This window comes from Halorubrum sp. Boch-26 (assembly GCF_029889805.1).
In the GTDB taxonomy this organism is placed as follows: domain Archaea; phylum Halobacteriota; class Halobacteria; order Halobacteriales; family Haloferacaceae; genus Halorubrum.
Genome location: NZ_JARANT010000035.1, coordinates 1 through 26,505, shown reverse-complemented (window position 1 = coordinate 26,505; position 26,505 = coordinate 1). Strand labels below are relative to the sequence as shown.

General features: G+C 70.4%; 26 protein-coding genes and 2 pseudogenes. 11 read left to right on the top strand and 17 right to left on the bottom strand.

Annotated features, from left to right (window positions below; translation table 11 throughout):
- From OQF71_RS07130 to OQF71_RS07115, 4 genes and pseudogenes are all read left to right on the top strand, one after another.
- Window positions 1-561 (top strand): annotated as a pseudogene (locus OQF71_RS07130) (hypothetical protein); the annotation flags it as partial.
- A 57-nt stretch (window positions 562-618) separates the two neighbouring features.
- Complete coding sequence (locus tag OQF71_RS07125; protein WP_280586744.1) at window positions 619-996, top strand: 6-carboxytetrahydropterin synthase; 378 nt, start codon at window positions 619-621, stop codon at window positions 994-996.
- Window positions 993-2,084, top strand: coding sequence for a glycosyltransferase family 4 protein (locus tag OQF71_RS07120; RefSeq protein WP_280586743.1), 1,092 nt, complete (start codon window positions 993-995; stop codon window positions 2,082-2,084). Before OQF71_RS07125 ends, OQF71_RS07120 begins: the two co-directional genes overlap by 4 nt.
- Before the next feature lie 92 nt (window positions 2,085-2,176).
- Window positions 2,177-3,127 carry a hypothetical protein gene (locus tag OQF71_RS07115; protein WP_280586745.1) on the top strand — a complete coding sequence of 317 codons (951 nt, stop codon included), beginning with the start codon at window positions 2,177-2,179 and terminating at the stop codon, window positions 3,125-3,127.
- Between the two features lie 42 nt (window positions 3,128-3,169).
- Here the strand turns inward: OQF71_RS07115 and OQF71_RS07110 are convergent, their stop codons facing one another.
- Window positions 3,170-4,153 (bottom strand): TIGR00269 family protein, encoded by a 984-nt coding sequence (locus tag OQF71_RS07110; protein ID WP_280586742.1) that lies wholly within the window; start codon window positions 4,151-4,153, stop codon window positions 3,170-3,172.
- A 617-nt stretch (window positions 4,154-4,770) separates the two neighbouring features.
- Between OQF71_RS07110 and OQF71_RS07105 the strand changes: the two genes are divergently transcribed.
- Window positions 4,771-5,289 (top strand): DUF4442 domain-containing protein, encoded by a 519-nt coding sequence (locus OQF71_RS07105; RefSeq protein ID WP_280586741.1) that lies wholly within the window; start codon window positions 4,771-4,773, stop codon window positions 5,287-5,289.
- A 73-nt stretch (window positions 5,290-5,362) separates the two neighbouring features.
- Here the strand turns inward: OQF71_RS07105 and OQF71_RS07100 are convergent, their stop codons facing one another.
- The 4 genes from OQF71_RS07100 to OQF71_RS07085 form a co-directional block, all read right to left on the bottom strand.
- The gene (locus tag OQF71_RS07100) at window positions 5,363-6,148 is read right to left on the bottom strand and encodes a response regulator (RefSeq protein ID WP_280586740.1); all 786 of its coding nucleotides are present in this window, start codon (window positions 6,146-6,148) and stop codon (window positions 5,363-5,365) included.
- 106 nt (window positions 6,149-6,254) lie between these two features.
- Complete coding sequence (locus OQF71_RS07095) at window positions 6,255-7,211, bottom strand: alpha/beta hydrolase (protein WP_280586739.1); 957 nt, start codon at window positions 7,209-7,211, stop codon at window positions 6,255-6,257.
- A gap of 85 nt (window positions 7,212-7,296) precedes the next feature.
- Complete coding sequence (gene meaB / locus OQF71_RS07090; RefSeq protein ID WP_280586738.1) at window positions 7,297-8,412, bottom strand: methylmalonyl Co-A mutase-associated GTPase MeaB; 1,116 nt, start codon at window positions 8,410-8,412, stop codon at window positions 7,297-7,299.
- Window positions 8,413-8,832, bottom strand: a complete 420-nt coding sequence (locus OQF71_RS07085) for a cobalamin B12-binding domain-containing protein (protein ID WP_144799645.1) — start codon at window positions 8,830-8,832, stop codon at window positions 8,413-8,415.
- 140 nt (window positions 8,833-8,972) lie between these two features.
- Between OQF71_RS07085 and OQF71_RS07080 the strand changes: the two genes are divergently transcribed.
- The gene (locus OQF71_RS07080) at window positions 8,973-9,878 is read left to right on the top strand and encodes a VOC family protein (RefSeq protein ID WP_280586737.1); all 906 of its coding nucleotides are present in this window, start codon (window positions 8,973-8,975) and stop codon (window positions 9,876-9,878) included.
- Between the two features lie 408 nt (window positions 9,879-10,286).
- On the opposite strand, the gene OQF71_RS07075 is transcribed toward OQF71_RS07080, so the two are convergent.
- From OQF71_RS07075 to OQF71_RS07045, 7 genes are all read right to left on the bottom strand, one after another.
- Complete coding sequence (locus tag OQF71_RS07075) at window positions 10,287-11,339, bottom strand: sodium:calcium antiporter (protein WP_280586736.1); 1,053 nt, start codon at window positions 11,337-11,339, stop codon at window positions 10,287-10,289.
- A gap of 69 nt (window positions 11,340-11,408) precedes the next feature.
- A complete protein-coding gene (locus OQF71_RS07070) occupies window positions 11,409-11,867 on the bottom strand; it encodes an ArsC family transcriptional regulator (RefSeq protein ID WP_280586735.1) in 459 nt (152 codons plus the stop codon).
- A gap of 62 nt (window positions 11,868-11,929) precedes the next feature.
- Window positions 11,930-12,628, bottom strand: coding sequence for a phosphate signaling complex protein PhoU (phoU, locus tag OQF71_RS07065; RefSeq protein ID WP_280586734.1), 699 nt, complete (start codon window positions 12,626-12,628; stop codon window positions 11,930-11,932).
- Entirely contained in the window at window positions 12,629-13,483 is an 855-nt protein-coding gene (gene pstB, locus OQF71_RS07060; protein ID WP_280586733.1) for a phosphate ABC transporter ATP-binding protein PstB, read from the bottom strand. It abuts the gene before it with no gap.
- A 1-nt stretch (window position 13,484) separates the two neighbouring features.
- On the bottom strand, window positions 13,485-15,263 hold the full coding sequence (gene pstA / locus OQF71_RS07055; protein WP_280586732.1) for a phosphate ABC transporter permease PstA: 1,779 nt from the start codon (window positions 15,261-15,263) through the stop codon (window positions 13,485-13,487).
- Window positions 15,263-16,237, bottom strand: a complete 975-nt coding sequence (gene pstC, locus OQF71_RS07050; RefSeq protein ID WP_280586731.1) for a phosphate ABC transporter permease subunit PstC — start codon at window positions 16,235-16,237, stop codon at window positions 15,263-15,265. The genes pstA and pstC overlap by 1 nt, the downstream gene beginning before the upstream one ends.
- A 57-nt stretch (window positions 16,238-16,294) precedes the next feature.
- Window positions 16,295-17,365 carry a PstS family phosphate ABC transporter substrate-binding protein gene (locus OQF71_RS07045; protein WP_280586730.1) on the bottom strand — a complete coding sequence of 357 codons (1,071 nt, stop codon included), beginning with the start codon at window positions 17,363-17,365 and terminating at the stop codon, window positions 16,295-16,297.
- A 180-nt stretch (window positions 17,366-17,545) separates the two neighbouring features.
- On the opposite strand from OQF71_RS07045, the gene OQF71_RS07040 reads away from it, so the two are divergent.
- A complete protein-coding gene (locus OQF71_RS07040) occupies window positions 17,546-17,875 on the top strand; it encodes a hypothetical protein (RefSeq protein WP_280586729.1) in 330 nt (109 codons plus the stop codon).
- Window positions 17,876-17,885: 10 nt separating this feature from the next.
- Here OQF71_RS07040 and OQF71_RS07035 read toward each other — a convergent pair whose 3' ends face one another.
- The 4 genes from OQF71_RS07035 to OQF71_RS07020 form a co-directional block, all read right to left on the bottom strand.
- The gene (locus tag OQF71_RS07035; protein WP_280586728.1) at window positions 17,886-20,069 is read right to left on the bottom strand and encodes a (Fe-S)-binding protein; all 2,184 of its coding nucleotides are present in this window, start codon (window positions 20,067-20,069) and stop codon (window positions 17,886-17,888) included.
- Between the two features lie 100 nt (window positions 20,070-20,169).
- Window positions 20,170-20,883, bottom strand: a complete 714-nt coding sequence (locus tag OQF71_RS07030) for an energy-coupling factor transporter transmembrane protein EcfT (RefSeq protein WP_280586727.1) — start codon at window positions 20,881-20,883, stop codon at window positions 20,170-20,172.
- Window positions 20,880-21,650: an ABC transporter ATP-binding protein gene (locus tag OQF71_RS07025; RefSeq protein WP_280586726.1), complete on the bottom strand. Its 771-nt coding sequence runs from the start codon at window positions 21,648-21,650 to the stop codon at window positions 20,880-20,882. Before OQF71_RS07025 ends, OQF71_RS07030 begins: the two co-directional genes overlap by 4 nt.
- 33 nt (window positions 21,651-21,683) lie before the next feature.
- Window positions 21,684-22,265 carry a biotin transporter BioY gene (locus OQF71_RS07020; RefSeq protein ID WP_280586725.1) on the bottom strand — a complete coding sequence of 194 codons (582 nt, stop codon included), beginning with the start codon at window positions 22,263-22,265 and terminating at the stop codon, window positions 21,684-21,686.
- Between the two features lie 173 nt (window positions 22,266-22,438).
- Between OQF71_RS07020 and OQF71_RS07015 the strand changes: the two genes are divergently transcribed.
- Window positions 22,439-23,158: a hypothetical protein gene (locus OQF71_RS07015; protein ID WP_280586724.1), complete on the top strand. Its 720-nt coding sequence runs from the start codon at window positions 22,439-22,441 to the stop codon at window positions 23,156-23,158.
- Between the two features lie 53 nt (window positions 23,159-23,211).
- On the opposite strand, the gene OQF71_RS07010 is transcribed toward OQF71_RS07015, so the two are convergent.
- Window positions 23,212-23,589, bottom strand: a complete 378-nt coding sequence (locus OQF71_RS07010; RefSeq protein WP_280586723.1) for a hypothetical protein — start codon at window positions 23,587-23,589, stop codon at window positions 23,212-23,214.
- A 158-nt stretch (window positions 23,590-23,747) separates the two neighbouring features.
- On the opposite strand from OQF71_RS07010, the gene OQF71_RS07005 reads away from it, so the two are divergent.
- The 3 genes and pseudogenes from OQF71_RS07005 to OQF71_RS06995 form a co-directional block, all read left to right on the top strand.
- A complete protein-coding gene (locus tag OQF71_RS07005) occupies window positions 23,748-24,809 on the top strand; it encodes a PAS domain-containing sensor histidine kinase (RefSeq protein WP_280586722.1) in 1,062 nt (353 codons plus the stop codon).
- Between the two features lie 98 nt (window positions 24,810-24,907).
- Window positions 24,908-25,990 (top strand): MBL fold metallo-hydrolase, encoded by a 1,083-nt coding sequence (locus tag OQF71_RS07000; RefSeq protein WP_280586721.1) that lies wholly within the window; start codon window positions 24,908-24,910, stop codon window positions 25,988-25,990.
- Window positions 25,991-26,036: 46 nt separating this feature from the next.
- Window positions 26,037-26,505: pseudogene (locus OQF71_RS06995) on the top strand (hypothetical protein); the annotation flags it as partial.

The following is a 26,505-nucleotide window of genomic DNA, read 5'->3' as shown; positions in this document are numbered from 1 at the left end:
TTCATGCTACTGGTGGGTACTCACGCGTGGGACGCCGACTCGGGTACCGTGCCGGCGCGGGCGGCCACCGTGCGGGCGGCCGCGCTCGCCCGCGAGCGCGACCCCGACCGCCTCGTCGCCCACTACATGCAGCCGCACCACCCGTTCGTCACGGATCCCCTCGCCGGCGACGACGGCATGGCCCGGACCGGGAGCCACAGCAACGAGGCGAACCCGTGGGTGCTGCTCCGGCGCGGCGAGGTCTCGGTCGAGCGCGTCTGGCGGGCGTACGAGGCGAACCTGCGGCACGTGCTCGCCGAAGTGGCGACGCTCGCCGACAACGTCGACGGCCGCGTCGCGATCACCGCCGACCACGGCAACCTGTTCGGCGAGTGGGGACTGTACGGGCACCCGATGCACACGCCGGTTCCCGCCCTCCTCGCGGTCCCGTGGGCGGAGACGACGGGCGTCGACCGCGGGACGCTCGTCCCCGAACTCGACCCCCCGGAGCCGCTGCCGGTGAGCCGGGTCCACGGGGAGACGGGCGAGCGGGAGCGGCTCGAAGCGCTCGGCTACCTGTGACGGCTACCATCCCACCACCCCTCCGGATTTAGGTGCGTCGCGCCCGTGGGTCGGCCCATGTACGCGACGACGGTCCTGACGGACTTCGTGGCCCAGCACTACCTCACCGTCCCCGATCCCGGCCCGGAGGGCGTGCCGCACTCCCACCACTTCGAGGTGGAACTGACCTTCCGCGGCCCGGAGCTGAACCGGTACGACTACCTCGTCGACATCGACGACGCCGAGGCGGCGCTCGCGGACCTCGTCGACCGCTACCGCGACGAACTGCTCAACGACTTCCCCGAGTTCGAGGGGCACAACCCCAGCGTCGAGCGCTTCGCCCGGGTGGTCTTCGAACGCGTGACCGACGCGGTGACCGACGACACCGTCGCCGAGCTGGCCGTGACGGTCTGGGAGGACGACGCGGCCGCCGCGACGTACGACGCGCCGGTATGAAAGTCGGGCTCGCGCTGTACGGGAGCCTCGACGAGCAGTCCGGGGGGTTCCGCTACGACCGCAAGCTGGTCGAGGGGCTCCGCCGGGCCGGCGACACCGTCGAGGTCGTCGAGCTCCCGTGGCGGGCGTACCCGCGCGGGCTGCTCGACAACGCCGATCCGGGGTTCCGGGACCGCCTCCGCGTCGACGTCGACGTACTGGTACAGGACGAGCTCGCACACCCCTCGCTTCTCCGCGCCAACCGCGATCTGCCGTACCCGATCGTGAGCGTCGTCCACCACCTCCGCGCGAGCGAGCCCCGGCGGCTCGCCCCGCTGTACCGCGCCGTCGAGCGCCGGTACCTCGCGACCGTCGACGGTGTCGTCTGCAACAGCGCGGCGACCCGCGACGCCGTCGCCGCCCTCGGCGCCGACCCCGACAGGACCGTCGTCGCCCCGCCCGCCGGCGACCGGTTCGACCCCGCGATCGACGACGCCGAAATCGCGGCGCGGGCCAGCGAGAGGCCGTTGCGGGCGATATTCGTCGGGAACCTCGCACCCCGGAAGGGACTGGACACGCTCGTCAAGGGAGTGGCCCGGGCCGACGCCTCCGTCGACCTCACGGCGGTCGGCCGGACGGTCGACGAGGATCACGTCGCCGAGGTTCGGCGGCTGGTCCGGGAGCGCGGGCTCGGCGACCGCGTGCGCTTCGCGGGCCGGCTGTCGGACGACGCGCTGGCCGACGTCCTCCGCGAGAGCCACGTCCTCGCGGTCCCCTCCCGGTACGAGGGGTTCGGCATCGTCTACCTCGAGGGGATGAGCTTCGGTCTGCCGGCGATCGCCTCCCGGGCGGGCGGCGCGAACGAGACGGTCACCGACGGGGAGACGGGCGTCCTCGTCGACCCGGACGACCCCGCGGCCGTCGCCCGCGCGCTCGACGAGTTCGCGGCCGACCCCGATCGGACTGCCGAGATGGGCCGCGCCGCCAGGCGGCGGTACGAGCGTCACCCGGGCTGGACGGAGTCGACGGGTCGAGTCCGGCGACTCCTCGCCGACGTCGCTGACGCGGGCGACGGCGTCGACGCGATAGACACGGAGGTGGCGACGTGACGGGAGACCGCGACGTGACCGGAAGCGGCGACGAGTCCGCCGAAGCGACCGACGAAGAGGCCCCCGCCGACGACGCTCTCGCCGACGACGCCATCGCCGACGACACCGACGCCTTCCGGCGCTACCTCCGCGCGAAGCGGACCGTCGACGACCGGGCGCTCGACCGCCGGCTCGTCGGGATCCTCCGCGAGCGGCTCGCCGACCGCGCCGCCGCGAGCGCCGGGCCGCTGCGCGTGCTGGAGGTCGGGGCCGGCATCGGGACGATGGTCGCCCGCCTGATCGATCGGGAGGTGCTCCCGCCGGGCGAGACGCGGTACGTCGTCGTTGACCGCGACGCGGAGACGCTCGCCGGCGTCGGTCCGTACCTCCGGGAGTGGGCGACGGACCGAGAGGGACCGGTCTCCGTCGAGACCGCCGACGGCGACGCGCTCGTCGTCGAGACCGACGCCCGTACGGTTCGGGTCGAGCCGGTCGCCGCCGACGCGGTCGCGTACGCCGGGGAACGCCCGGGCGAGTGGGACGCCCTGATCGGGATGGCGCTGCTCGACGTCCTCGACCTCGACGGGCTCGACGCCCTGCTCGCCGCGCTCGGCCCCGGCGGGACCTACTACTTCCCGATCACCTTCGACGGCGGGACGCGCTTCCGCCCGGCGCATCCCAACGACCGAGTGGTCGAGCGGCTGTACCACCGGCACATGGACGAGAAACCCGACGGAGACAGCCGCGCCGGCGGCGCCGCGCTCTCGCGCCTGCGCGAGGCGGACGGCTCGACGCTCCTCGGGGTCGCCGGCTCCGACTGGGTCGTGCGTCCCGCCGACGGCGAGACCGGCTATCCGGCCGACGAGGCGTTCTTCGTCCGGCACATCCTCGACACCGTCGAGCAGGCGGTCGGCGAGGTGATCGCCGTCGAGGGCGACGGATCGCTCTCGGCCGCCGACCTCGACGCGTGGCTCTCAGAGCGGCGGCGACGGGTCGACGCCGCCGAGCTCGTCTACCTCACCCACCAGCTCGACCTGCTCGGGCGGGTCGACGGCGACGCCTGACCGACAGAACGCTCGGGTCGCCGACCGCGTTCGACGGGGCGGTCAGCTCGCCGCCTCGATCGAGTCGAGCAGGCGGCACTTCCGGCAGACGTCGCGGCTCGTCTTCGAACCGCAGCGCTCGCACTCGCCGAGGTCGGGGGCGCCGTCGGCGGCGTCGCCGCCCTCGCGGTACGCCTCGGCGGCGAGCGCGGAGAGCTCCTCGTATCCGGCCATGATCGAGTGGCGGGCGCCGGGGTGGTTCTCCTCCAACTCGTGGATCGCCGACTGGATCTCGCCGCGGTACGCCTCCGAGGAGTGCGGGCACTCGGCCATGTGCGTCGGGAGGTCGCGCACGTGGCAGTAGAGCGCGATCTCCTTCTCGGGCACGTCGCGGAGGGGCTTCGCGCGCGGGACGAACGCGTCGGTCTCCTCGCGCTCGTCGAAGGGTCCGAGAGAGGCGTCGAAGTGCTTCGCCACCTGTCGCACGTCGCCCTCGAGGAAGTTCATCATCGCCGTCTGGGCCTCGTCGTCGAGGTTGTGGCCGGTGAGCAGCTTGTCGGCGTCGAACTCGGCGGCGTACTCCTCGAGGAGGTCGCGCCGGAACACGCCGCAGTAGGCGCAGGCGGCCATGTCCTCGGGGTCGCTCTCGACGACGTCGTCCATCCGCACGTCGAACTCCTCCTCGTATGAGACGACCTCGTGGCGGAGCGAGAGCTCCTCGGCCAGCTCGACGCAGGCGTCGAGGCTCTCGTCGCGGTACCCCTCTATCCCCTCGTGGATCGTCAGCGCGAGCATCTCGACGCGGGGGTCCCTCCCGAACACGTCGTCCAGAATTCGGGTCAGCGCGACGCTGTCCTTCCCGCCGGAGAGGCCGATCACCCAGCGGTCGGGCTCCTCGGGCGTTGCATCCGGATCGAGGAGGGAGTCCTCGCGGACCCGGCGTTTCACGCGCTTCTCGACCGACTGGCGGAGGTGCTCGCCGCAGAGGTGCGCCCCGGAGTAGGCGGCGTGGTGGACGGCGTCGGCCCCGCACTTGTCGCACTCCATCGGTGTCGGGTTGCGGACGCGCGCGGATACCCGTTTCGGGCCGAGATGCGGTGAGCGCGTCCGCGTGATCGAATTCGTCCGGATCGACGGCGACCGCCTCCGGCGACGCCGTCACTCGCTTATAAGTGGTTGAGAACGGATCGACGGCGAACGCCTCCGAAATCCCAGCCGCTTGTGAATACCTGATTGAACGCGGATCGACGGCGACCGCCTCCGAAACCCCAGCCGCTTGTGAATACCTGATTGAACGCGGATCGACGGCGGACGCCCCCAAAAGCCCCAGCCGCGACGACTCGCGCGGCTCGTTGCGCTCCTCGCTCGGTCGCTAACGCTCCCTCGCTGCGGTGCTTACTGCGCCGTGCTTCGTCCTCGCGACTGCCCCTTTGAGCCCCACCCGACCGCACAGCGACCGCAGCCTCACGCCTCCCCAGCCTCGTCGGACCGGCGCGACTGCGCGGTCCGACTCCCTCGCACGCGCTCCTCGCGGCCAGGGGCCGCTCGGAGGCGCGCGCCACCGCCGTCGGTTTAAATACGCATCCGACATCGACGCCGACAACCCCGGGCGCGTTGTCGCCGGTTCCGACACGGGTTTGTCGCCGGGGACGCCCCGGTCGAACGTGACCGACTCGCCGACCGGCGTCGACCGCGACCCCGATCCCAGTCCCCTCCGCGAGGACCCGCCGGCGGAGAGCCTCCGGACCCGCCTGTGGCGGCACGGCTTCAACCTCCTGCCGGCGTACCGCGGGACCGGCGCCCGCGTCGACCACATCGGCGCCGACTGGCGCTTCGTGCGGGTCCGCGTCCCGTTCAACTGGCGCACCCGAAACGCGGTCGGCACGACCTTCGGCGGCAGCCTCTACGGCGCGATCGACCCGGTGTACATGACGATGCTTCGGCAAGTCCTCGGTGACGGCTTCACCGTCTGGGACAAGTCGGCCGCGCTGGAGTTCATCGAGCCCGGCCGCGACACGCTGTACGCCGAGTTCGACCTCCCCACCGCCGAGACCGACGCGATCCGCGACGCGCTCGGCCCCGGCGAGTCCACCGACCGAGAGTACCTCGTCTCGCTCGTCGACGAGTCGGGGACCGTCCACGCGGCCTGCGAGAAGACGCTGTACGTCAGGCGGGACGAGTGAGACGCGGGTCGGCGGGTTGGCGGGTCGGCGTCGTCGGTTTCGCTCGGCCGACGCCGTCGACCGCGCAGCCGTCTCAGTCGCTCGCAGTCCTCCCGCCCGCGACCGCCGCGACCGGCGACACCGAAATCACGAGTCGGCCGTCGCTGGTGGTGCTCACCAGCTTCGACTCCGCGAACGTCGTCCCGTCTGCGCGGAGCCCCTCGCTCGTCCCCGTCCACTGTTCGCCCGCCATCACCGCCGGAATGACGTGGGTCCGGATGTGTTCGACCTCCTCGTCCGGATGGAGGCGCTGCCAGCGCTCGCCGACGAGCTCGTCCGGATCGTAGCCGTACAGCCGCCCGTACTCCTCACCGACGAACTCGAAGGTGCCGTCGGGAGCGACCGTACAGACCCCATCGAGCGCGACATCGGCCGCGGGGTCGAACCGGTCGCCTTCGATCCGCTTCTCGCCCGGCTCGAAGCTCCCGCCCCCGCCGTCGACCGCGTGCTCGACGCGGCGGAGGAGCGCGGTGTACCCGTCGACGTTCCCGCGCTTGCGGACGTAGTCGCTGACGCCCGCGCGGACCATCTCGGCCGCGATGGCGTCCGGCTCGGTCGCGGAGAAGAGGAGGAACGGGAGGTCTGGGTCGGCCTCTCTCGCCGCTGAGAGGAGTTCCACGCCGGTGCGGCCGGGCATATCGTAGTCGCTCACGACGCAGTCGAACGCCCCGCGCTCGATGCGGTCCAGCGCGGCCTCGGGGTCAGTCTCGGCGACGGCCTCGCAGTCGATCCCGTCGTCGCGTTCGAGGTACTCGGCGACGAGCGCGGCGAGCCCCGGCTCGTCGTCGACGCAGAGCACTCGAAGTGGGGCGTCGGTCATGCCCCGGAGTCGACAGCCCTCAGATAAACCGGTTACTCCCCGATACTCACGTCTGATACTCCGATGGCCACCGCGCACGGCCGAGACTCTGCGCGGGAGCGCCGCGTCAGGCGGTGGCGCCCGCCACGAGGCTCTCCCGCACCGTCTCGACGAACCGATCCGGGTGTTCGACGTGCGGGAGCAGCCGCGCGCGGTCGAAGACGACGAGCCGAGCGCCGGACTCGTCGGCGAGCTCGCGGCCGTCCGAGAGGGGGCTCACTTCGGCCTCGCGCCCCCAGACGATCGTCGGCGGCACGTCGAGGGCGCCGAGCGCGGCCGCCAGGTCGAGGTCGCTGTTGAGGTACCCGGAGACGAACGAGGCCGGCGCGAACCGGGCGTTCTCGACGTGGGTCGTCCGCCACTCGTAGTCGATCCACTCCTCGCTCGGGTTCGTCGGGTCGTCGTAGCCGTGGTCGGCGTTGAAGTAGCGGATCGACGGCTTCGACGCGATGACGTTGAAGAGGGCGTCCCCGACCAGCGGCGACCGGAGCAGCTCGCGGAGCCACGACTTCGGCGGGCTCGGCCCCGCGACGCTCGTTGGACAGACGCCGACGAAGCCGCGCAGGTCGACCGCGTCGCCCCCCGACCCGTCCTCGGTCGCCGCCCCGGCGGCGTACGCGGCCGACAGCGAGGAGGCGACGACGGCCGGCTCGTCGAGGTCGGCGAGGAAGTCGCGGACGAAGTCCTCGTACAGCGCCGCGGAGTACCGTAACGGCGGCCGATCGGAGCGGCCGTACCCGGGGAAGTCCGGAGCGATCACGTGGTAGTCGGCCGCCAGGTCGTCGAACACCGCGCGCCACTCGCCGGCGGAGCCGGCGGCGTTGATCCCGTGGAGCAGCGCGAGGTCCGGGTCGTCCGGGTCTCCCGCCTCCGTGAACGCCACGTCCATCCCGCGCCAGCGGAAGACGCCGCCGTCGCCGTCGAGCGGGGCCTCCAGCTCCCCTTCGTACCGGAGCCCGGTGTTGAGGGCGGCGAGCGCGCCGACGCCGAGGAGGGCGGTCCCGGCGAGGTTCCTGAGCTTCATGAAAACCTGTTGGTCCGCGGGCGACTTATAGCTCGTGGCCCGACCGGGCGGCCGCGCCGCCGCCCGCCCGTCGTCGCTCGCTCGGTCACTCTCGGCCCGTCTCCACGCAGTCGACGATGGGAGCGACGACCTCGGCGGCGACGCTGTACGGGTCGGTCTCGCGCCTGCGGACCGCCTCGGCGAGCCGGTCGACCCCGCCGCGCCGCTCGATCTCGTCGGCCGCCAGCGCGCCCACGTCGGAGCGCACGAGCGTCCGGATCTCCTCGGCGTAGCGCCGGCGCTTCGTCGCCTCGATCTCGCCCGACTCCCGGAGGTGCGCGGAGTGGGCGTCGAACGCCGCGATCAGGTCCGCGACGCCCTCGCCCGTGTTCGCGACGGTCCGGAGCACTTCGGGGGTCCACTCTTGGGGGGACGCCTCGCTCTCGTCGTCCGGATGCTCCGGGTCGTCCGGATGCTCCGGGGCGTCGAACCCGTGGTGGCCCGTGTCGAGCCCCGTCGTCGGTCCCTCGCGCCGGTGGACCATCTCCTCCAGTTCGGCGAGGGTGCGCTCCGCGCCGTCCATGTCGGCCTTGTTGACGACGAACACGTCGCCGATCTCTAGGATGCCGGCCTTCAGCGTCTGCACGTCGTCGCCGGAGCCCGGCTGGACGAGCACCGCGACCGTGTCCGCGGTGCGCACCACGTCGACCTCGTTCTGTCCGGCGCCGACCGTCTCGATGACCACGACGTCCTTCCCGAAGGCGTCGAGCGCCTTCACGGCGTCCGCGGTCGCCATCGAGAGCCCGCCGAGCTGGCCGCGCGCGCTCATCGACCGGAAGAACACGTCCATGTCGCCGACGTTCGACCCCATTCGGATCCGGTCGCCGAGCACCGCCCCGCCGGTGTACGGCGAGGAGGGGTCGACGGCGACGACGCCGACCGTGTCGCCCCGCTCGCGGTAGGCGGCCGCCAGCTTGTCGACGAGCGTCGATTTCCCGGCGCCGGGCGACCCCGTGATCCCGATCACGTCCGCGCCGCCGGTGTGCTCGTGGAGCGCTGAGACGATCGCCCGGTGGCCCCCCGCGCGGTCCTCGATCCGGGTGATGACGCGAGCGAGCGCGCGGTGGCTCCCCCCGAGCAGCTCCTCGACGAGCTCGGCGTCGCGGCCGCTCAGCTCCGGCGCTCGCGGGGTCGCCGACCCGTCGCGTTTCTGCCCGCCCATCTACGCCCGCTCCGGCACGTTGTTCCGGATGAACTCGATCGTCTCCTCCATCGGCGTGCCCGGGCCGAACACCTCGGCGACGCCGAGCTCTTTGAGCTCGGCTTCGTCGTCGTCGGGGATGATCCCGCCCACCAGAATGAGGGTGTCCTCGAACGCGTCGTACTCTTTCAACCCCTCGATCACCTTCGGGACGAGGGTGTTGTGGGCGCCAGAGAGGATCGAGATGCCGAGCACGTCGACGTCCTCCTGTACCGCCGCCTGCACGATGTCCTCCGGCGCGCGGTGGAGCCCGGAGTAGACGACCTCGAAGCCGGCGTCGCGGAACGCCCGCGCGATCACGTGTGCGCCTCGGTCGTGACCGTCGAGCCCGACCTTCGCGACCAGACACCGGATGGCCCGCTCCTCCTGTTCGACGCTCATATCGGGTACTGCGTCGCCCCGCCGCTTGACTCTAACGGACGATCGGGTGGGATACTCCGACCCGAGCGCGGCCGGTCGCTCCGGAACTCCCGGCTTCCGCGACCGACGCGTTGAACGCGCGGGCGCCACTCAGTGGCGACATGACCGACGCTCCGTCCGCCGACCGCACCGATGCGGACCGCTCATCGAGCGATTACCTGCCGGCCGGAACGCGGATCGGCCGCGCCGCGCTGCGCGTCGCCGACCTCGACGAGACGACCGCTTTCTACCGCGACGTCGTCGGCCTCGCTGTCCTCGACCGCGACGGCGACGAGGCCGTCCTCGGGGTCGAGGGAACGCCCCTGCTCGTCCTCAAGCGCGACCCGGACCGCCCCGAACGCGGGCGCACCGAGGCCGGCCTCTTTCACGCCGCGTTCCGGGTGCCTTCCCGGGCCGCGCTCGGCGATGCGCTGGCCCGGGTGCGAGAGCGGTGGCGGCTCGACGGCGCCGCCGACCACCTCGTCAGCGAGGCGCTGTACCTCGACGACCCCGAGGGGAACGGCGTCGAGATATACTGTGACCGTCCCCGCGAGGAGTGGCCCATCGACGACGGAACGATCCGGATGGCGACCGACCCGCTCGATGTCGAGGGCGTCGCCGGGGCGGGCGATTCGGACGGTGGCCCCGCCGACCACGCGCCGCCCGGCACCGATATCGGTCACATGCACCTCGAAGTGACCTCGCTGTCGGCGTTCGAGACGACCTACGTCGACGGACTCGGCTTCGAGGTCGGAACCACCGGTCCGAACGTCCGGTTCGTCGCGGCCGGCGGCTACCACCACCACCTCGGCGCGAACACGTGGCAGGGGCGAACGACGCCGGCGTCGGGACGAGGGCTCGCGTGGTTCGAGGTGGTCGCCCCTGACGCGGCCGCGCTGGACGGGGTTCGGACCCGACTTGACGCGGTCGCGGCCGACGGCGACGTCGAGTTCGGCGTCGACGAGCGGGAGGACGGGATCGTCGTCACCGACGCCGACGGTATCGAAGTTCGCGTTCGGACGGAGTGACGGGCGCGAACGCGGGACAACCGCAGCCACTTGTAACCGAATCCGGTGGCGCGCCTGCGAGCGGCCGCCATCGGCGGCCGACGAGGCTGGGGAGGTGTGAGGCGCGGGACGGTGCCGTGCGGGTGGGACACAACGGGTCGCGAGGGCGGCGAAAGCGAAAGGAGCACCGCGACGAGAGAGCGAACGAGGTGAGCGACTGAGTGAGGCGCACAGCGAGCGTCCGCCGCCCTCGCTGCTGGGGCTTCGGAGGGCTTCATCGTCGATCTACCACCAACCGCTTATAAGTAAGAGCTCGGGAGTCGGAGGTGACGGTTGCTGCTCCGAGTTCGACCATTTATACGTGTGTTCGATTCACTGTCGGCCGTTCAAAACCGATCGCCTCGCGGACCGGACCGGCTCACAGACCGATCACGTGACGATCGTCCGGAGCGTCGACTCGGTCAGCAGCGCGGTGATTCCGAGCGCCTCGGTCGTCATCCAGCCGAGGAAGGCGACGTACATCACGAGGAGGGCGTACCCCTCCTCGGTGGTGACCTCGAACTCCGTCGCGGCCAACACCACGACCACGAGGGTGGTGTAGAACAGGAACAACATCAGCGGCACGGACGTGAGGAAGCCGATCGAGACCCCGCCGGCGAGGATGACGCCGATCGGCAGCGCCGCGACGAGGTTGAACGTGTTCGTTCCGAAGACGTTCGCGATCGCCGCCCGCTTGTCGCCGGACTTGCCCATCTTTACGCCGACGAGCAGGTCGGGGAACGAACTCAGGACCGACAGCACCGTCACGGAGATGAGGAACGACGGCGCGTCGAGCGCCTCCGAGATCTGAACCGTCATGCTGACCATCGACTCGACCCCGACGAGCACGACCACCAGTCCCGCCGCGAACAGCCCGGCCTGCTTCGGGACGTTCGTCGACTCGGCCCGCTTCAGGTCCGACGCGCCGCTCTTCCCGCCGACGAGTAGGATGACGTACACGCCGTACAGCACCAGCAGGCCGACGCCCATCTGCGGCGTGATCCGCGCGAGCTCCCGTCCGTCGGTCCCGAGGACGCCGAGCGCGATCACGCCGAAGAGGGCGAGGACGGCGACCATGTAGAAGATGGCGTCGCGGTAGACGATCCCCTCCGTCGTCGTCGTGTCGCCGCTCGTGATCGCGACCGCGGCCGGGATGACGAGAATATTGAACACCGCCGTCCCGATGAGCGCCCCCGCACCGACACCGAAGTCGCCGAGCACGACCACCGAGATGACGATGATCGCGAGTTCGGGGAACGACGTCGCGGCCGCGACGATGAGTCCGCCTTGGATCGCCTGCGAGACGCCGAAGTGGTCGCTGATCTTCGACGTCGTCGACTCGACGATGTTCGCCCCCTTCCAAGTCAGCAGGAACCCGATCGCGCCCAACACGACCCAGACGACGAGCGACTGGTCCCCGATGAACTCCTGCAGTATCGTCATGTTCCGTCACTGAGTGCGGAGTCGATTAGCGCTTCCGGAGTCGATACCGCCTGCGGCGACGCGAAGCCCCTACTCGTCGACGTACTCGCCGAACCGCTCGTCGAAGACGGCGATCACGCGGCGCTCGATCTCGTCGCGGATCTCGCGGACCTCCTCGATCGGACGCTCGCCGGGGTCGGCGAGGTCCCAGTCGTCGGTGTCGACGCCGTCGAGCTCCAGCGTCGAACACCCCATCGTGGCGACGAAGTCGGACGCGGCGAGCGTCTCGTCGGAGACGTGCCGCGGCGTCCGGCCGTTCACGTCGAGGTCGACCTCCGCGAGCGCCTCGACGACCACGTCGTGAACGCTGTCGGCGGGGGCGGTACCGCCCGTGACGATCTCGACCGCGTCGCCGAGCCCGCGCCGGTCGCGCTCGTGCTCCGCGAACGCGGTCGCCATCTGGCTCCGGCCGGCGTTGCGGACGCACATGAACGTGAGGGTGGTCGTCGTGCCGGTGGCTCCGTCGTCTGCGGTGTCTGTGGTTGTCATGGTTGCTGGCGCGTGGTGGACCGCTTCTCGTCGCCCGTTTCGATCCGCGTGTCGCCCGCCGCTCAGTAGATCAACTCGTCGTCGCTCTCTATCATGTACAGCGTCCGCGCGGCGATGTTGACCCCGTGGTCGCCGACTCGCTCTACGTCGCGAACCGCGAGTAGGGCGCGAGAGACGTCGTCGAGCGCGTCGGCGAGGTGCTCCGAGTCCGATTCGGAGCTCTCGTTCGCCGCGGTGCGGGCGCGGTCGGCCTCGAGCAGGCTCCGCACGACCGCCTCGCTCGCCCGGCGGCAGCGCTCGTCGAGGTCGTCGTCGCGGACGTCGATCTCCCGACAGGCCTCCGGGTCGGCGGTCTCGTAGGCAGCGATCGCGTCCGAAACCATCTCTCCGGCGGCCTCGCCGAGTCTGCGGAAGTCGACCGCCGGATGGACCCCACCGCCCTCGCCGCCGTACTCGGCGATGTTCGTCGCGAGGTCGGCGACGCGTTCGAGGTCAGTGATGATCTTGAACGAGGCCGTCACCAGCCGGAGATCCCCGGCCACGGGTTGCTGAAGCGCGAGGAGTTCCGTGCACTCCTCTTCCAGTTCGAGGTACCGGTCGTTGACCACGTGGTCGGTGCCGATCACCTCGTCGGCGAGGGCGTCGTCGCCCGCCTCGACCGCGCGGAGGGCGCTCTCGTACCGGTCGAGGACCAGATCCCCCATCGCGACCACGTCGGCTCGGAGCTCCTCGAGCCGCTCCTGGTAGTTCTCGCGCGGCATCTATCCGAACTTCCCCGTGATGTAGTCCTCGACGCGCTGCTCCTCGGGGTCCTCGAAGATCTTGGTCGTGTCGTCGTACTCGACGAGCCGCCCGCCGGTGAGGAACACCGCGGTCCGGTCGGAGATGCGCGCCGCCTGCTGCATGTTGTGGGTGACGATGATGACGGTGTACTGCTCCGCCAGATCGTCGATGAGGTCCTCGATCTTCGAGGCCGCGACGGGGTCTAACGCCGAGGTCGGCTCGTCCATCAGGACCACCTCCGGGTCTGCCGCGATCGCCCGGGCGATACAGAGCCGCTGTTGCTGCCCGCCCGACAGATCGAGCCCCGAGGAGTCGAGCTGGCCTTTCACCTCGTCCCAGAGCGCGGCCCCTTTCAGCGCATCCTCGACGCGCTCGTCGATATCGCCGTCGTACCCCTGAATCTTCAGGCCGTACGCGACGTTGTCGCGGATCGACTTCGGGAACGGGTTCGGCTTCTGGAACACCATCCCGATCTTCCGCCGCAGGGCGACCGGGTCCACGTCGTCGTCGTACACGTTCTTGCCGCCGAACTCCACGTCGCCCTCGACGCGACAGACGTCGATCATGTCGTTCATCCGGTTGATACACCGGAGGAACGTCGACTTCCCGCAGCCGGAGGGGCCGATCAGCGCGGTCACCCGTTTTTCGGGGATCTCCATCGACACGTCGTCGATCGCCTGCTCGTCGCCGTAGAACACGTTCAGGTCGCGTGTGGCGACCGCGGTCCGATCCGATGTCGCGGTTCGGTCGTTCGATCCGGTCTCCACGTCCGTCGTGATGAGCGAGTCGGCCGCGTCCGACTCGGCTTCGCGTTCTGTTTCCGTGTTGCTCATGTTAGCTCCCCCGCTCCGCGCGGTTCCGCAGCAGTATCGCCGTCCCGTTCATACCGATGAGGATGATCAGCAGCGTGATAACGCCTGCGGCGACGACCCCGTACCGGAACTCCGCCTGCGGGAAGTTCGCCCACGCGTAGATCTGCATCGGCATCGCGCTGAACTTGCTGAACAGGCTGCTCGGAGCGCTGAACACCGTCGTCGCCGCGCCGACCATGATGAGCGGTGCGGTCTCGCCGATCGCCCGCCCGAGCGCGAGGATCGTCCCGGTGAGGATTCCGGGGAACGCCTCCGGGAGGACGACGTTCTTCGTCGTCTGCCAGCGAGTCGCGCCCATCGCGTCCGACCCTCGGCGCAGGTCGTCAGGCACCGACCGGATCGCCTCCTGTGCGGAGATGATCGTGATCGGGAGGATGAGCAGCGACAGCGTCAGCGACACGGTCACCGCGGTCCCGAACCCGAGCCCGAGGAGATTCGCGAACAGCCCCAGTCCGAGCAGCCCGTACACGACCGACGGGACCGCCGCCAGGTTCGCGATGTTGATCTGGAGCAGCCGCGTCAGCGCCCCGACGAGGCCGGTGTCCGCGGTGTACTCCTCTAAGAACACCGACGTCGCGACTCCCAGGACGAACGACAGCAGTGCGACCATCGCGATGATGATAACCGAGCCGACGATCGCCGGGTAGAGTCCGGCTTCCCGGGCGTTTCGGGACGGCGCTTCGGTGAGGAACGTTTCGCTCACCCACGAGTTCGGCGTCGGGATCCCGAACGTCTCGACGACGAGCGCTCCGGCGAGCGCCCCGGCGACGAGCAGGACGGGGAGAGCCAGTCCCGTCACCCCCTCGCCGACGTCGACCACGCGCTGGAGGTAGGCGGCGGCCGGGACGCCGGTGACGGCGACGACCAGCAGCGCGTTCGGCCCGCCGACGCCGAGCCCCGCGGCCCGCCCGAACAGGCCGACCGCGGCCGCGAGCGCGAGCGGAACACCCCCCGCGGCCAGCGCCGCCGTCCGGCTCCCCCGGGCGTTCACCGCGAGGGCGCCGGCCGCGGCGATCGGGACCGCCAGCGTCCAGAGGTAGATGAACGTCGTCGTCGGGTACGTCCGGAGCGCTTCCCGGACGAACACGGCGAGCAACACTCCGAGAATACTTATCGGAAGGGCGGCCGTCACGGCGGCCGACGCGTCTCGGCGTCGACCGTACGCGTACGCGAGCAGCGCGGGGACGATCCCGAGCGTGTACGCGAGGAACCACAGTCGTTCGTCGAACACTAAGAAGAGGACGCTGAACGCAAGCCCGATGGCGGTGCCGCCGATCAGCCGTCCGACGAGCCCGAAGCCGACCGATCCGGGTCGGCCACGGGCGCCCATGTACACGAGATATCCGGTGAGCGGGATGATGACGACGAAGAGATAGGTGAGCTGCCAGTTGAGCCGCGGTACCTGACCGATGACCGTCTCGATCAGCGTGAAGGCGCCGGCTACCGCGACGAGTCCGCCGCCAGCGACGGCGACCGCCCGCCGAGTCAGCGCCCGATCCCGGGCGCTGTACAGGCAGAACCCGAGGAACGGGACGACCAGCGTGAGGAAGTACGTCAGCAGCCACAGCGGGCTCGCGCCCGCTAAGTCGAACGCGTCGATCGTGACGTAAATGAGGAGCACCGCGAGCGCGAAGATGCCGAGCACGCTCGCCCCGAGCGAGAGGTACTCGAAGACGATCCCTCGGACGCGGCTCACCTCTCCGAACTCCCCGACGCGCGCGTTTTCGGTGTCGGTCGCCATCAGTACTCCTCCCGGTATCGTTGCGCGATGATGTCACTGAGCACGTTCATTACGAGGGTCACCACGAACAGCGTGAGTCCGAGCGCGAACATCGCGTCGTACGGGGTCGTCCCGCCCGTCAGGTCACCGCCGGCGATCTGCACCATCGCGACGGTGATCGTCATCCCGGACTGCAAGAGCGTGTCGGCGGGGTTGATGAACGGGACCCCGAAGAGCCCCTCTTGAACCGCAGGCATCCGCGCCTGTGCGCCCATGGCGACGACGACGATCATCGTCTCGCCGATCGCGCGCGAGACGGCGAGGATGTACGACGAGGCGATCCCCGAGATGGAGGCCGGAACCACGATCCCGGTCGACACCTCGAACTTCGTCGCGCCGAGGCCGTAGCCGGCCTGTCGCAGGTCGTCCGGCACGGCGCTCATGGCGTCCTCGGAGATCGACGACACCATCGGGATCGTCATGATCCCGACCATCAACGACGCCGACAGCGCGTTGAAGGTACTCATCTCGGGGAACAGGGTCGCCTTCAGTGCCGGCGTGACGTACACCAGCGCGAAGTACCCGTACACGACGGTCGGGATTCCTGCGAGGATCTCCAAGAGCGGTTTCAGTATCGATCGCGCGCTCGGTGTCGCGTACTCGCTGAGATATATCGCCGTCAGCGTTCCGACCGGAAGCGCGACGAGTCCCGCCGTGATCGTCACCGTGAGCGTTCCGATCACCAACGCGACGATACCGAACGTCTGCCCGCCCCCGCGCGGGTTCGGGCTCCAGCTGGTACTGGTCAGGAACTCGGTGATCGGTACCTCGGCGAAAAACACCAGTGCGTCCGACAGCAGGGTCGCAATGATGGCGACCGTCGTTAGCAGGGTGATTACTGCGCACGCGGCGAAGAACCCTCCGTAGGTCCCCTCCTTCAGTCGTGTGAGCCCGCTCCGTCGCTGTAGATCCGGACTCTCGGTGCTATCTGTCACGGACGGTCGATGATCGAACGCTGTCGTAAATCAATACACCGGTTCATGACGCGCGGTTCAGCCCTGCGCTTGCTCGATCGCGTCTTCGAGAACCTGCATCTGCTCTTCCTGCGTGGACTCGGTTGCGGGAACGTACCCGACGTCGCCGGCGACGAGCTCCTCGTTGGTGGTCTGGCCGACGAAGTACCGAGCGAACTCCGCGACGTGCTCCTTGGAGAGCGACGACATCGACGGGTACGTGAACAGCGGGCGCGAAAGCGGCGCGTACTCGCCGGACGACGCGGTCTCCAGGCTCGGTTCGACCGGCCCGTTGCCGTTGTCGACGGCCACCGGCGTGATCTGGTCCTGGTTCTGGTACCAGTAGGCGAACCCGAAGTAGCCGATCCCGTACTCGCTGCCCTCGACTCCCGCGGCGATGGTGTTGTCCTGTTCAGTCGCCTGGTAGTCGTCGGTGTGCCCGCGTTCCGCGCCCATGACGTTCTCGAGGAAGTAGTCGTACGTCCCCGAGGTGTCGGCGGCGCCGTAGCGCTCGATCTCCTCGTCGGGCCACTCGTCGCGGACGTCGCTCCACAGCTCCGCGGCGTCGGACTCCCAAATCTGGGCGATCTCCTCGACGGTCATCTCCGTCGCGAAGTCGTTGTCGTTGTTGATCACGACCGTGAGCGCGTCCGTCGCCGCGATGAGTTCGACGTATTCGACGTCGTTCTCCGCGCAGAGCTCCTGTTCTTCCTCTTTGATCGGCCGGCTCGCGTTGTTGAAATCGGTCTCGCCGACGCAGAAGAAGTTCGCGAATCCGCCGCCCGAGCCCGTCGAGCTGATGTCGATCGAGACCTCCGGGTTGTCCTCGGCGAAGTCCTCCGCGACCGCGCTCATCAGCGGGAAGACGGTCGAGGACCCGGCGATGTTGATCGAGCCCGAGAGGCTGTCCGACCCGTCGGAGCCGTCGGAGTCGTCGGTGCCATCGGAGCCGTCGGAGCCGTCGGAGCCGTCGGAGCCGTCTCCGGAGCCGCCGTCGCCCCCCTCGGTCTCGGTACATCCCGCGAGCGCAAGCGCGCCTGCACCGGCGAGCGCTGCAAGCGATTTCCGCCGCGTAATGCCGTTGGCGTCCGCGTCGTGGCTTGATGCCATCACCTTATCGAGGGAATCTTCGATATAAGTAGTATGCTATGAGGGGTACCCCTCCGTCAGTATTACTTGGGTGATATATATACACTATATAGATCTCTGCCGACCGACGACCGCGACGCCCGGACCCCCGTTCCGCACCTCCGGCGTATCTTTAAGCCCCTCCGTGCGAAGACCCCGACCATGACCCCTCCGACGAACGGGGATCGAACCCGGCTCTCGCTCTCTCGCGAGGAGGCGTGGGTCGCCCACGCCGCCCTGCTTGACGCCGGCGCGGCCGCGGTCGACGCCGGCGACGACGCCCCCGCGCAGTGCCGACCGATCCGCCGGATCGAGCGCGACCGCGCGCTCGCCCCGGACGGCGCCGAACTCCTCCGCGACGCGCTGATCGACTACCTCGCCGACGCCCCCGTTCGCGACCGGGCACCGGGGCGAGCACTGCTCCGGCGGGTCGACGGCGCGGTCGAGTCGCGGCCGGCGCCGAGTCCGCGGGACGCGGGTCGCGGCGCCTGAGGCCCGGCGTTTATCTCGACCCCGCCTCCACCGCCTCGATCAGCAGCTCCGCCACGTCGACGATCTCCACGTCGTCCTCGAAGTCGCCGGTCTTCCGGCCGTCCTCGAACATCGTCGTGCACATCGGGCAGGCGACGACGAACTTCTCGATCGCGTCGCCCGCGTCCGTGTCCTCGACCGCCTCGCGGAGTCGCTCCTCGCTCGGCTTGACCGCCTCGTCGTGCTCGGTCCAGAGGCCGCCCCCGCCGCCGCCGCAGCAGAACGAGTCGTCGCGCGAGCGCGGCATCTCGTGGAGGTCGGCGCCGGTCGCCCGGATCAGCTCGCGGGGCGCCTCGTACTCGTCGTTGTACCGACCGAGGTGACAGGGGTCGTGGTAGGTGACGGTGTAGTCGAGCTCGTCGCCCGAGAGGCCGAGCCGCCCCTCGTCGACAAGCTCCTCCACCACCTGCGTCCAGTGGAACACGTCGACCTCGCCGTCCGCGTTCCACGGCTCTTCGCGGTCGAACGGCATCATGGGATCGTCGGCGAACTCGGCGAAGTCGACCTCGGGGTACTCGTTTTTGATGGTGTTGTACGAGTGCGGGTCCGTACAGACGATCGAGTCGAACTCGCAGTCGGCGAACGTCTCCACGTGATGGCCCGCCAGCTCGAGGTAGAGGAACTCCTCGCCGATCCGGCGGACGTCGTTACCGTCGGTCTTCTCGTCGTCGAAGAGAATTCCGAACGACACGTCGGCCTCGTCGAACAGCCGAGCGAGCGCGCGGGCGACCGTCTTGTTCCGGTCGTCGAAGCTCGGGTAGTCGCCGACGTACCAGAGGTACTCCACCTCGCGCTCGCGGGCGTCCGGGACCTCCACGTCGTCCAGTTCGTCCGCCCAGTCGCCGCGGGCCGACTGCGACTCGCCGAAGGAGTTCCCCTTCTGCATGACGTCTTGGAACATCCCCTGGAGGTTCGAGTCGACCGCCCCCTCGTCGACGAGCTGGCGGTTCATCTTCGTGAACGAGGTGAGGTGTTCGATGTCGACCGGGCAGGCGTCCATGCAGGCCATACAGGACATACAGGACTCCATCGACTCGCTCGCGATGACGCCGCCCTCGTCGGCGACGATGGGGACGGAACCCCCATCCGCGCTCGCGACGCCGCCGTCGGTCGCGACCGATCCCCCGCCACCCGCGCCCGCCACCGGGTCGTCGCTCACGGACTCGCGGTACGCTTTTAAATCGAGGATGACGTCTCGCGGGTCGAGGTTCCGGCCGACACCGTCGGCCGGGCAGGCGTCGGTACACCGCCCGCACTTCGTACAGGCGTCGCCGTCCATCAGCTCCTTCCAGGTGAAGTCCTCGATGGATTCGGCGTTGGTGTGGTCGAGGTCCGCGGGGACGTTCGGGAGCCGCGCGCCCGCCTTCTCGTCGCGGGCGACGACGTTCGCGAACGAGGAGATCATGTGGAACGGCTTCGCGTACGGGATCCACGCGATGAAGGCGAACGCCAACAGCGAGTGGCTCCACCAGACGACGCCGTAGATCGCCTCGGCGCCGGCGGGCGTCAGCCCGACCCACTGGAACCCGGCCGCCATCGCCATGCCGATGAAGCTCACCGTTTCGTCGGCTCTCGCGGGCTGGCCGACGATGCCGAGCGCCTGCACGACGAACCCGCCGACGCCGAGAGCGAGAAGCGTCCAGACGAACGCGTCGTCTTCGAGCGAGGTGTGTTTCCCCCAGAGCCGCCCCTCGCGGTTCCGGTACCGGCGGTACATCGCCATGCCGACGCCGACGACGAACAGCAGACCGAACGCGTCGACGACGAACTGGTAGGCCAAGTAGAAGTCGCCGACCCAGAACGACTCGCCCGCGATCGGGCGGTACACGTCGATGTCGAACCCGAGGATCGTCGTCGCGACGAGCAGGGTGAGGAAGCCCCACAGGACGAACGTGTGCATCACGCCGGCGTACAGGTCCCCGTCGAACTGATTCTCGTTCGACATGACCGTCTTGGTCGCCGCGACGACCCGCGACGGGAGCTCCGACAGCCGGTCGCGCGGATCGGCGCTCCCGCGAGCGTACGCCGCGAACCGGGCGTACACCCCGTACAGGAGCACGAGGATCGCGACCGCGGCGAGCCAGTAGAACGCGGCCTTCCCGACCGGACCGATCGTCCAGAACGTCTCCCGGGTGGCCGCCTGCAGGGGAGTCATGATCGATCAGCCGGATACGGTCCGGTTAAAACTTGCCACAACGCGGAGCGCGTCGCCGATCGTTTCGTCGGCTTCCCTCGCTCACGTCCCGCCCGACCGCTCAGACGACGGTCACCAGCGCGGCCGCGAGCAGTCCGACTCCGACCGCCAGCGCGGCCGCGTCCGCCCGCCCGAACGCGAAGCGCGGGAGCGTCGGGTTCCACGCGAAACAGCGCGCGTTCAGCGCCGTTCCGAGTCGGTCCGCCCGCCCGAACGCGCGATCGACGCCGGCGACGGCGACGAGCCGAATCCGCTCCCGGGTCGGGAGCGCGTCGCCGCCGCGGGCGCGGACCGCCTCCCGCGCAGTCAGTAGGTCACGCTTCAGGAGCGGGAGAAAGCGGAACACGAGCGCGACGCCCACGCCGAGAAACTGGCCGGGCTTCCCCGGAACCGTCCGCTGGAGCGCCGCCCGCGACTCGCGGACCGGCGTCGACCGGACGTACCCCGCGGCGACGACGAGGATGAGCAGGACCCGATAGCTCGCGAGCCCCGTGGTCGCGGCGCGCTCGGGCCGGAACCACGGCGCGCCGAGCGTCGCGCCGGCGACGAGGGGGGCGAGGGCGAGCACCGGGAACGCGAACCGGTAGGTCCACACGTCGCGGGCGCCGCCCCCGGCGAGCCGCAGGCACCCGACCGCGAGGAGGGTGAGCGCCGCGAGCCCGCGGGGGGTCGTGTACGCGTACGCCGCGGCCGCGAACCCGGCTTGCGCGAGCAGCTTCGACCGCGGGTCGAGCCGGTGGGCGAGCGAGTCCCCGGGGACGTACGAGAGCGTCACGGGTCCGAGGCGGCGACGTCGCCGGGCCGGTCGGCGACCGCGGGCTCCGGGACCCGAACCTCCAGTCCGGGCAGGTCGGCGACCGCGGCCTCCGGAGCGGCGTCGACCGCGATTCGCCCGTCCGCCAGCCCCACCACGCGGTCGGCGAGCCCGAGCACGTCGCGGAGGTCGTGGGTGACGGCGATCACGCTCGTCCCCCCCGCGTGAAGCTCGCGCAGGCGGTCGAGAACCGACCGCCGGGCCGGCTCGTCGAGGCCGGCGAACGGCTCGTCCAAGACGAGGTGGTCCGGCTCCATCGCCAGCGCGCCGGCGACCGCGACGCGCTCGCGCTCGCCGCCCGACAGCGACGCGATCCGGTCGTCCCCCCGCCCGGCCATGTTCACGGCGTCGAGCGCCGCCGCGACGCGGCGGTCGATCTCGTCGTGCGCGAGCCCGAGGTTCTCCGGGCCGAACGCGACGTCGGCGCCGACGGTGGCCGCGACCAGCTGGTCGCGGGGGTCCTGAAACACCATGCCGATCGCGGTCCGGGCGGCGACGAGGTCGTCGGCGACGGGCGTCCCGTTGACCGCGACCGTCCCCGAGTCCGGCGTCGCGAGCCCGTTGAACGTCCGGACGAGCGTCGTCTTTCCGGAGCCGTTCGCGCCCGCTATCACCAGGAACTCGCCGTCGGGAATCGAGAGGGAGACGTCGTCGACGGCGGTGACGCCGGCGTCGTCGTCGCCCGCTCCGCCGCCGTACCGGAAGGTGACGCCCTCGGTGTCGATCACGGCGTCACCTCGGGATCGATCACGCCGGTCACCTCACGCGGCCGCGATCGCGTCCGAGCGCACGATGCCGACCGCGGCGGCGATCTTCAGCGCCTCCGCGGGGAGGAACGCGACCGCGCCCACGGTCACCGCCTCAACGGGTCCGAGCGAGAGCACCAGCGCGAGGCCGGCGACGCCCAGCGCGTAGATGATCGCGGTGCCGAGGATCATCGCGCCGACGAGCGTCGGGACGCCGACGGAATCGAGGTCGCGGAGCGTCGCGCCCCGGTGGACGACCGCGCCGACCGCGGCGGCGGCGAGCGGGTACGACCAGAGGTAGCCCGCCGACTGACCGACGAGTTGGCCGACGCCGGCGGAGCCCCCTTGGAACACCGGCGCGCCGAGCGCGCCCGCGGCGAGGTACAACACGAGCGACGCGCCCCCCCACACCGGCCCGAGGTAGATCCCGGCGAGGAAGACGCCGAGCACCTGGAGAGTCACCGAGACGGGCGAGACGGGGTTCGGGAACGTCACGTACGCGAACGCGCCGACGAGCGCGGCGAACAGCGCCGCGCGAGCGAGGTTCGTCGCGGCCTCGTCGCCGACGAGATCCACCGACTCCGTGTTGGTTGCCATGTCCACGACAGGCTCGTAAACCGACTTGAATATACTGGTTGACGACGAGGTCGGGCGCTGTCGGGTGTCACCCGGTCGCCGCGCACTCCTCAAGACGATCCGGTGGCATCGCGCCCGAAACGTCCGAAACCGGACGCGAGGCTTTTCTACCGGGAGTACGTACGTTCGGGCCCATGGACGAGAAGACCGCCGATCTCCGCGATATCTTCGTCGAGACCACCGGGTCCGACACGGTCACCGAGCGGCAGGCGGAGTCCCCCGGAACTCTCACCGACCGCGACGAGGCCGCCGTCGGCGAGCGCGTCCGCGAGCTGGTCGCCGCGATGCGCGAGCGGTACGACTTCTCGACCGCCCTCGACGACGCGACCTACGCCCGAATCGCCCGCGGGCGCTTCGAGCTGGACGACGACGCGGCGCTCGCCGCCGCGCTCGCCGATGCCGACGACGCGGTTTCCGTTGGTGACGGAGCCGACGGCGACGATGCGACCGACGACGGGAACGACAGCGGCGACGCGGCCGCCGGCACGCCCGAACCGACCGACGTCGACCCCGCGACCGTGCGCGACGCCCGGCTCGACCTCCACCTCGTGCGCGAGGCCGACCGCGAGGTCGACGGCGCGCCGTTCGAGTACGCGGACCTGAAGTCGCTCACCGCCGAGGGCCGCTCGATCGTCGAGTGCGCGGAGGCGCTCGACGCCGAGCCCGACGCCGTCGCGAAGTACGCGCGCGTCGCCCGCGTCGACCTGACATCCACACGGGCGAACGACCGCTTCCGCGACGGGTTCCGCGACCTCCTCACCGACGCCGCGATCGAGGGCAACCACGCCGAAACCGCCCGCGAGGACGGGCTGAAAGAGGCGACGGAGGACATCGAGACGAACGTCTCGTTATAAGTCCGACCGTTCCGCCGACGCGGTGTCCCTTTCGGCCCGACCCACGTGCCCCGTTATAAGCCAACGGCCGCGATGCCGTAGATCACCGCCCCACCGCCGACGGCGACGGCCAGCGATTTCGCGTTCAGCCGGACCGCGCGCTTCCGGTCGGCGGCCAGCGCCGCCTCGTCGAGGACCTGATTAGTCCCGTCGCCGACGTCGAAGACGCCGATGCCGGCGAACCCGACGCAGAACCGTTCGCGGTACTGGAAGTAGCCCATCGCGGCGCCGTACAGCGGGAACGTCGCACCGAGCAGCGCCCAGCGCGGCCAGCCGATCGTCACGACGGCGGCGACGAAGACGACGGCGAGGAGGAGCGAGCCGATCCCGAGGAGGAGCCGCCGTCGCTGTTGAGCCGGTCCGATGTTGCAGACGCCCGGTTGGTACTCCATGCGGTCGGGTAGGCGCGCGGCGAGGAAAGCGCACCGGATCCGCACGGAATCGCCCGTTTCCGGCGAGGTAGCCGACCGGACCGAAACCGAGAGAGCGGACGACAGCGACGGCCCATTTATTACTGAACAGGTGAAACGAGCGCACGGGAGGAGCAATGATGGACAAGTCACGTCGGGAACGAGAGATACGCCGGTACGAGACGATCCTCGAGTCGCTCGACGACGCCGTCTACGCCGTGCGTCCCGACGGAACGATCGCGTACGTCAACGACCGGTACGCGGAGATGAAAGGCGCGAGCCGCGAGGAGCTGATCGGGTCGCAGATCTACGACTGGGTGACCGAGGAGGCCGCGGCGAAGGTGACGCAGGTACGCCGCGAGACCGAGGCGAGCGACCGCGACGCCGGCTCCGTCGAGTACGAGTTCCTCACGGCGGACGGCGAGCGGTTCCCGGTGGAGATACGGTTCACCCGGTTCGGAGACGACAACGGTGAAGACGGCGAACCGCTCGACCGCGTCGGCGTCATCCGCGACGTCAGCGAACGGAAGCGGCGCGAGGAGGCGCTCCGCCGCAAGAACGAGCGGCTCGAGGAGTTCGCGAGCATCGTCTCACACGATCTCCGGAACCCCCTCAACGTCGCTACCGGATGGCTCGACCTCGCCCGAGAGGAGTGCGACTCCGAACACCTCGACCACGTCACCCGGGCGCACGAGCGCATGAACTCCCTCATCGACGACCTCTTGACGCTCGCTCGCGACGGAGAAGGCATCGACGAGACGGATCGGGTGCCTCTCCGCGAGCTCGTCGAGGCGTGTCGGGAGGGCGTCGAGTTCGTCGAGCCGTGTCGGGAGGGCGTCGACACCGCCGACGCGACGCTCCGCGTCGACACCGATCGGGTCGTGCGTGCCGACCGGAGCCGGCTCAGGCAGATGATCGAGAACATCGTGCGGAACAGCGTCGAGCACGGCGGCGCGGGCGTCACGATCACGGTCGGCGACGTCGACGGCGGCTTCTTCGTGGCCGACGACGGCCACGGAATCCCGGCGACCGACCGCGAGAACGTGTTCGAGACCGGCTACTCGACGACCGATGACGGAACCGGATTCGGGCTCGCGATCGTGGAAAGCGTCGCGGCGGCCCACGGCTGGGAGGTGCGCGTTACCGACAGCGCCGACGGCGGCGCCCGCCTTGAGTTCACCGGCGTCGACGTGCTCGATTGAGCGGCCCCCGGAGGCGAGGCCGCCGGCGTCGACGCCGATCGAACCGACGCGATTTCCGCGGAGGCAACCCTCAAAAGCCCTCCCGACGACGGGACGGTGTGAACCGGATCCAGCTCGGAAACACCGTGTTCGAGGGCGAAAACGACGTCTACCTGCTCGACGGCGAGACGACCGCGCTGGTCGACACCGGCGTCGCGCTCCCGGACGTCCGCGCCGACTTGAAGACGGGGCTCGCCGACCACGGCGTCGCCTTCGCCGATGTCGACGAGGTCGTCTTGACCCACTGGCATCCCGACCACGCGGGGCTAGCCGGCGAGGTCCAGGCCGCAGGCGGCGCCGACGTGTTCGTCCACGAGGCCGACGCGCCCCTCGTCGACGGAACTGAGACGTCGCTCATGGTCGACCCCGAACTCCAGCGCGAGACGTTCGATCGGTGGGGGCTCCCGGAGACGGATCAGGAGCGGCTCCGCGACTACTTCGACGCGGTGAGCGCGGGGCTCAGCGGTCCTCCCGCCGAGGTGACGACCATCGGCGACGGCGACGTCGTCGAGGCCGGCGGCGTCGCGCTGGAGGCCGTCCACCTGCCGGGCCACACCGCCGGGCTCGCCGGGTTCGCGTTCGACCCGCGCGAGGTCCCGGACCACGAGCCGGTCGGACGGTCGGACTCCGAGAGCGACGCCGAGAAGCGGACGGGCGCCCCCGAAGAGCTGTTCGCCGGAGACGCGCTCCTCCCGCGATACACCCCGAACGTCGGCGGCGCGGACGTTCGGGTCGACGCGCCGCTCGCGGCGTACGCCCGGAGCCTCGTGCGGATCGTCGAGCGCGATTTCGACGCGGCACACCCGGGCCACCGCGAGCGGATCGACGACCCGAGCCGACGGGCCGCGACGATCCTCGACCACCACCGCCACCGGACCCGGCGGGTACTCGGGGTCCTCGCCGACGGCGGTCCCGCGACGGCGTGGGAGGTGTCGGCCGAGCTGTTCGGCGACTTGGTCGACATCCACGTCCTTCACGGCCCGGGCGAGGCGTTCGCGCACCTCGATCACCTCGCCGACGCCGGGGTCGTCGAGCGCGACGGGACCGACTACCGCCTCGTCGACCCGGACCGCGACGTGGACGCGCTGTTCCCCACGACGGCCCTCGACGACGTCGTCGACGGGGCCGAGACGGCGGAGTGACCGCCCCCGTCGAAAGCTATTCGTGCGGCACGGCGTATCCACGGACGTGAAGCGGGACACCCTCGCTGCGGTCCTCCTCGCCCTCCTCGCGGTCGTCGCGCTCGGCGTCGCCGCGGCGACCCTCGACTCCGCCGTGAGCCTCGACGGCGGCGGGCTCGGCGGTACCGGCGACGGCGGCGGGCCGAGCGGCGAGAGCGGCGACGTCGGGATCTCGCCCTCGCCGAGCGGGGGCGGGGCCGTCTCCCTTCCTCCCGCGTGCTACGAGTTCCTCCGGGAGCCGCCGGCGCCGTTGGCGTTCGCCGCGGTCCTCCTCGCGCTCGCGGCGTTCGTCTACCGAGACACCGGCTCGGCGCTCGCGACCGGCGCCGTTGTCGGATCGCTGGGACTTCCGGTCGCCGCGCTGGGGTGGTTGCTGTCGACCTGCCGGCCGGCCGACGGCGCGTTCGAGCTCGAGCTCGGCGGCGTCGGCGTCGACGAGGGGGGTCTCCTCCCGGAGGGCGGCGGCGGGGCCGGCA

Coding starts and splice junctions, on each gene's coding strand:
- OQF71_RS07010 (WP_280586723.1), bottom strand. CDS start 23,589: ATGGAGTACCAACCGGGCGTCTGCAACATCGGACCGGCTCAACAGCGA.
- OQF71_RS07045 (WP_280586730.1), bottom strand. CDS start 17,365: ATGGCATCAAGCCACGACGCGGACGCCAACGGCATTACGCGGCGGAAA.
- OQF71_RS07020 (WP_280586725.1), bottom strand. CDS start 22,265: ATGGCAACCAACACGGAGTCGGTGGATCTCGTCGGCGACGAGGCCGCG.
- OQF71_RS07015 (WP_280586724.1), top strand. CDS start 22,439: ATGGACGAGAAGACCGCCGATCTCCGCGATATCTTCGTCGAGACCACC.
- OQF71_RS07005 (WP_280586722.1), top strand. CDS start 23,748: ATGGACAAGTCACGTCGGGAACGAGAGATACGCCGGTACGAGACGATC.
- OQF71_RS07120 (WP_280586743.1), top strand. CDS start 993: ATGAAAGTCGGGCTCGCGCTGTACGGGAGCCTCGACGAGCAGTCCGGG.
- phoU (WP_280586734.1), bottom strand. CDS start 12,628: ATGCCGCGCGAGAACTACCAGGAGCGGCTCGAGGAGCTCCGAGCCGAC.
- OQF71_RS07040 (WP_280586729.1), top strand. CDS start 17,546: ATGACCCCTCCGACGAACGGGGATCGAACCCGGCTCTCGCTCTCTCGC.
- OQF71_RS07095 (WP_280586739.1), bottom strand. CDS start 7,211: ATGAAGCTCAGGAACCTCGCCGGGACCGCCCTCCTCGGCGTCGGCGCG.
- pstB (WP_280586733.1), bottom strand. CDS start 13,483: ATGAGCAACACGGAAACAGAACGCGAAGCCGAGTCGGACGCGGCCGAC.
- pstA (WP_280586732.1), bottom strand. CDS start 15,263: ATGGCGACCGACACCGAAAACGCGCGCGTCGGGGAGTTCGGAGAGGTG.
- OQF71_RS07075 (WP_280586736.1), bottom strand. CDS start 11,339: ATGACGATACTGCAGGAGTTCATCGGGGACCAGTCGCTCGTCGTCTGG.
- OQF71_RS07035 (WP_280586728.1), bottom strand. CDS start 20,069: ATGACTCCCCTGCAGGCGGCCACCCGGGAGACGTTCTGGACGATCGGT.
- OQF71_RS07070 (WP_280586735.1), bottom strand. CDS start 11,867: ATGACAACCACAGACACCGCAGACGACGGAGCCACCGGCACGACGACC.
- meaB (WP_280586738.1), bottom strand. CDS start 8,412: ATGGGCGGGCAGAAACGCGACGGGTCGGCGACCCCGCGAGCGCCGGAG.
- OQF71_RS07085 (WP_144799645.1), bottom strand. CDS start 8,832: ATGAGCGTCGAACAGGAGGAGCGGGCCATCCGGTGTCTGGTCGCGAAG.
- OQF71_RS07125 (WP_280586744.1), top strand. CDS start 619: ATGTACGCGACGACGGTCCTGACGGACTTCGTGGCCCAGCACTACCTC.
- OQF71_RS07080 (WP_280586737.1), top strand. CDS start 8,973: ATGACCGACGCTCCGTCCGCCGACCGCACCGATGCGGACCGCTCATCG.
- OQF71_RS07110 (WP_280586742.1), bottom strand. CDS start 4,153: ATGGAGTGCGACAAGTGCGGGGCCGACGCCGTCCACCACGCCGCCTAC.
- OQF71_RS07100 (WP_280586740.1), bottom strand. CDS start 6,148: ATGACCGACGCCCCACTTCGAGTGCTCTGCGTCGACGACGAGCCGGGG.